Genomic DNA, 3,364 nt, shown 5'->3' on the forward strand with positions numbered 1-3,364 from the left:
AGATATAGAATTGATAAATGAGTTATTCAAGCAGCATTCAATTAATCAATTTCAACACTATTAATACGGAGGTGGATTCAAACTGTTTTTTGTTTAATTTAAATTAAAGGTTCTAATAAAACATAGTAATTTAATTTTCATTTATTAATCCAAAAAATAACTGTCTGTTTTATATCCATTAGACAAAGAAAGGAAAAAACATTATGACGCTTTTTTTATATAAATCAGAGTTAAAGTCTCAAAAATAAGACAACGTAAATTGAAAACTAAGCATTTAGTTTAGTAGGAATGGATTTTTATAAGTACTCGATGATTAATGGGTAAAGTCAGGCTGGATTAAGCGAGTACAAATGAATATTGTGGCCGAGATAGAACCAGCGAAACTAGCCTTCACGCTAATGGATACATAAGTCATGATTATAAACATTTAGTATAATCAGAAGCATCGTTATTCTCTTACTCTAACCCTATATCTTCTTTCATCCTACGACTCAGATGTTCTGCACATAAAACCTTATTCTGTTTCGCCTTAGCCTTACCTCCTTTGATCTTATTATTTTTAAACAACTTAGTCCCATAAATTTTGTCCAACGGATTAATGCTTCCATAATTACTCTCTTGTATTTGCCATCGTTCTGTCGTTATTATGAAAACAACCTGTTCGATAAGCGAACAACCATTTCTAACAAGAACTATAAGAAGACGTTATGGATAATAGACTACGCCACCTTTCCTGACTTCGTTACTTCGAAGTCGCAGCTCGCTTGAGTAGCTACAGCAAGGCAGCAGAAGAGCTCCTTGTTAGCCAAGCTGCTGTCAGCCAAAAGATCCGTCAGTTAGAGGAACAACTAGAGTGCAAGCTGTTCATTAGGAAAGGGCGTGAAATGGCATTGACTAAAGAGGGTCGGACTCTCTTCCAACATGTGTCAGATGGATTTAAAGAGCTTGTTGTCGGGTTGAACAAGATCCAGTCTGAACCCTTACAAGGCGTTATCGTGGTTCGAAGTCTGCCATCTTTTGCATCGCGTTGGCTATTACCTCGGTTGTGGAAGTTTTCAGTCAAACACCCCGAAATACCAATCAAACTCCTCACCGAGAATGATACTCCTAAACTAAAATATGATGAGATTGACGTCGCGATTCTTCAAGGTGAGGATCTCCCTGTTGAGCAAGGTCTATCGCTTGAAGTCCTAATCAATGAACCTTTATATCCCTTTTGCTCACCTGCTCTTGCTAACTCTTTGAAGTTTTCGTCACCAGAACAGCTTCTAAAGTGTTGGCTGGTCCAATTTAAAGGGGGGCACTATCTTTGGGAGGAGTGGTTCAAACGAGTAAATGTTCCAATCAAAAGTAGTACTGTCCAATGGGTAGAAGTAGGCACATTTGATATGGGTCTAACCACAGTCATGGCGGGTCACGGGGTTTGCCTAGCTACAGACAGCTTAGCTGGTGACTTCATCGAACGCGGCTTGCTAGTGAAGCCCTTTGATATTGGCATGACACCTGGTGTTCAAGTCAACCTATGCTTTGATCCTAACTCCCCGAGAGAAGAGCGTATTACCGCGTTCACCAATTGGTTGCACGAAGAAGTAAACGAGCTATTGGAGAATTAAGCCTCATCTCCCACTTCTTTAAATAAACCATTAACCTGACTCAACACAGAACGGTCACGTAAACCTCCCGACACCGACAAAACTATGTTGAGTTAAAGCAACGTCGAGTTAAAAGCTACGCTGCCTTGAATCACTCCCAAAATGACTTCTTCAATTCTTTCTCGACTTGTTCCGACGTAATCCCTATATCTCTCAGTAAATAATCGGGTAGCTCAGACAGCTGCTTTCTGGTTCTACGATTTTGAAAATACAGGCCTATTTTAGAATAGAATTTCTTAATTGATAATGGTGATAAAAATGAATGGTTGGTATTTCCTGTTGCTGTGATCGTATTCATAGCCTTTCTCCTGTTGATCTTTTGCTTTGTCATGGTCAATAATCGACCAACAGAGCAACATCGACAAACGATAGATACTGGTACTCAGTTAAGGAAAACTAATGTGAGAGAGCGAACGCTACCATTCCAAGGGATCTACTATTTTTATACTGCGGCTGAAACTGGCAGTTTCAAGCTCGCAGCAGAAAAGCTATTTGTCACGGCTGCAGCAGTCAGCCAACAAATTCGCCAACTTGAAGAATGGTTAGGCGCAGACCTGTTTATTCGCCAGCACCGAAAAATAGTATTAACTCATGAAGGTGAAGTGCTCTATCTACAAACGAAGAAAGGCTTTGCTCATATTCAAGATGGAGTAAGACGAATAAACCAAGACCCCAACCCCACTCAGTTATCGATTTCGACCGTACCCTCTTTTGCACAACATTGGTTAGTGCCTAGAATTGGCGACTTCCGCGACCGTCACCCAGATTTATCTATGTTAATAGAACCGACCAACAAACTGGTTACCTTTGAAGACTCAGCTGTCGATGTCTGTGTTCGATATGGTCATGGTAACTACCCAAATATTGAATCACGTTGGTTAATGGACGAAGTTGTTTACCCTGTCTGTCATCCTATCTATCAAGAAAAATATGGAATCTATGACATCAGCGATCTGCATAAAGCAGAGTTAATTGAAGACCGTTGGCCTGATATGGATTGGAATCTATGGTTAGACGTTGCTGGGGCGAAGGCAGGACGTTCATCATTGCAATTTGATGGCTCTCATTTTGTGTTAGAAGGTGTGCTATCCGTTCAAGGTGTCGCGCTTGTTAAACACAGCTTGGTATACCGCTACTTACAAGAAAAGAAATTGGTGCGGATCGGAAACATCGCGCTGAAGCCTAAATACAATTACTTTTTATGCGCGCCTCCGGGTTACTTTCATCGAGAGAAGATAAAACGTTTCGAAGAATGGATGCAGGCTCAGGTTAAATTATTTGGTGATACAGGTAGAGAAGAGCTTTCGATTATCCACACCGATTACGAACTCAAATGGTCGGATAATTCATAAAGCGAAACTGGTATACTTAGCTCAAATAAATGGCGAGAACATCTCATGACACAAGACAATAATCCACTTCACGGTATCACTCTACAGAAGCTACTGACTGAATTAGTTGAACATTACGGTTGGGAAGAGTTGAGTTACATGGTGAACATCAACTGCTTTAAAAAAGACCCGAGCATTAAATCGAGCTTAAAATTTTTGCGTAAAACAGATTGGGCTCGTACCAAGGTAGAGCAGATTTACATCGACTTAAAGCGTTAATCTCTCCCTACTTTATCTGTCCCGTGTTGATTAAATACGGGACAACCCCTGTGTCTACTTTTTAGGGGCCATATCAATATCACATCTCGCATCTCGCATCTC

General features: G+C 40.4%; 3 protein-coding genes and 1 pseudogene. 3 read left to right on the top strand and 1 reads right to left on the bottom strand.

The features are described from left to right. The first annotated feature begins 707 nt into the window (after positions 1 to 707). Positions 708 to 1,613, top strand: a pseudogene (locus tag AB4375_RS00215) (LysR substrate-binding domain-containing protein). Between the two features lie 130 nt (positions 1,614 to 1,743). Here AB4375_RS00215 and AB4375_RS00220 read toward each other — a convergent pair. Next, the gene (locus AB4375_RS00220; RefSeq protein WP_372050843.1) at positions 1,744 to 1,950 is read right to left on the bottom strand and encodes a DUF1127 domain-containing protein; all 207 of its coding nucleotides are present in this window, start codon (positions 1,948 to 1,950) and stop codon (positions 1,744 to 1,746) included. Positions 1,951 to 2,053: 103 nt separating this feature from the next. Between AB4375_RS00220 and AB4375_RS00225 the strand changes: the two genes are divergently transcribed. Together AB4375_RS00225 and AB4375_RS00230 are read left to right on the top strand one after the other, a co-directional pair. Beyond that, positions 2,054 to 3,004: a LysR substrate-binding domain-containing protein gene (locus AB4375_RS00225; protein WP_372050844.1), complete on the top strand. Its 951-nt coding sequence runs from the start codon at positions 2,054 to 2,056 to the stop codon at positions 3,002 to 3,004. A 45-nt stretch (positions 3,005 to 3,049) separates the two neighbouring features. Further along, the gene (locus AB4375_RS00230) at positions 3,050 to 3,262 is read left to right on the top strand and encodes a VF530 family DNA-binding protein (protein WP_012604684.1); all 213 of its coding nucleotides are present in this window, start codon (positions 3,050 to 3,052) and stop codon (positions 3,260 to 3,262) included. Positions 3,263 to 3,364 lie beyond the last annotated feature (102 nt).

The sequence above is a fragment of the Vibrio sp. 10N.261.51.C6 genome (genome assembly GCF_041471785.1).
Taxonomy (GTDB): domain Bacteria; phylum Pseudomonadota; class Gammaproteobacteria; order Enterobacterales; family Vibrionaceae; genus Vibrio; species Vibrio crassostreae_C.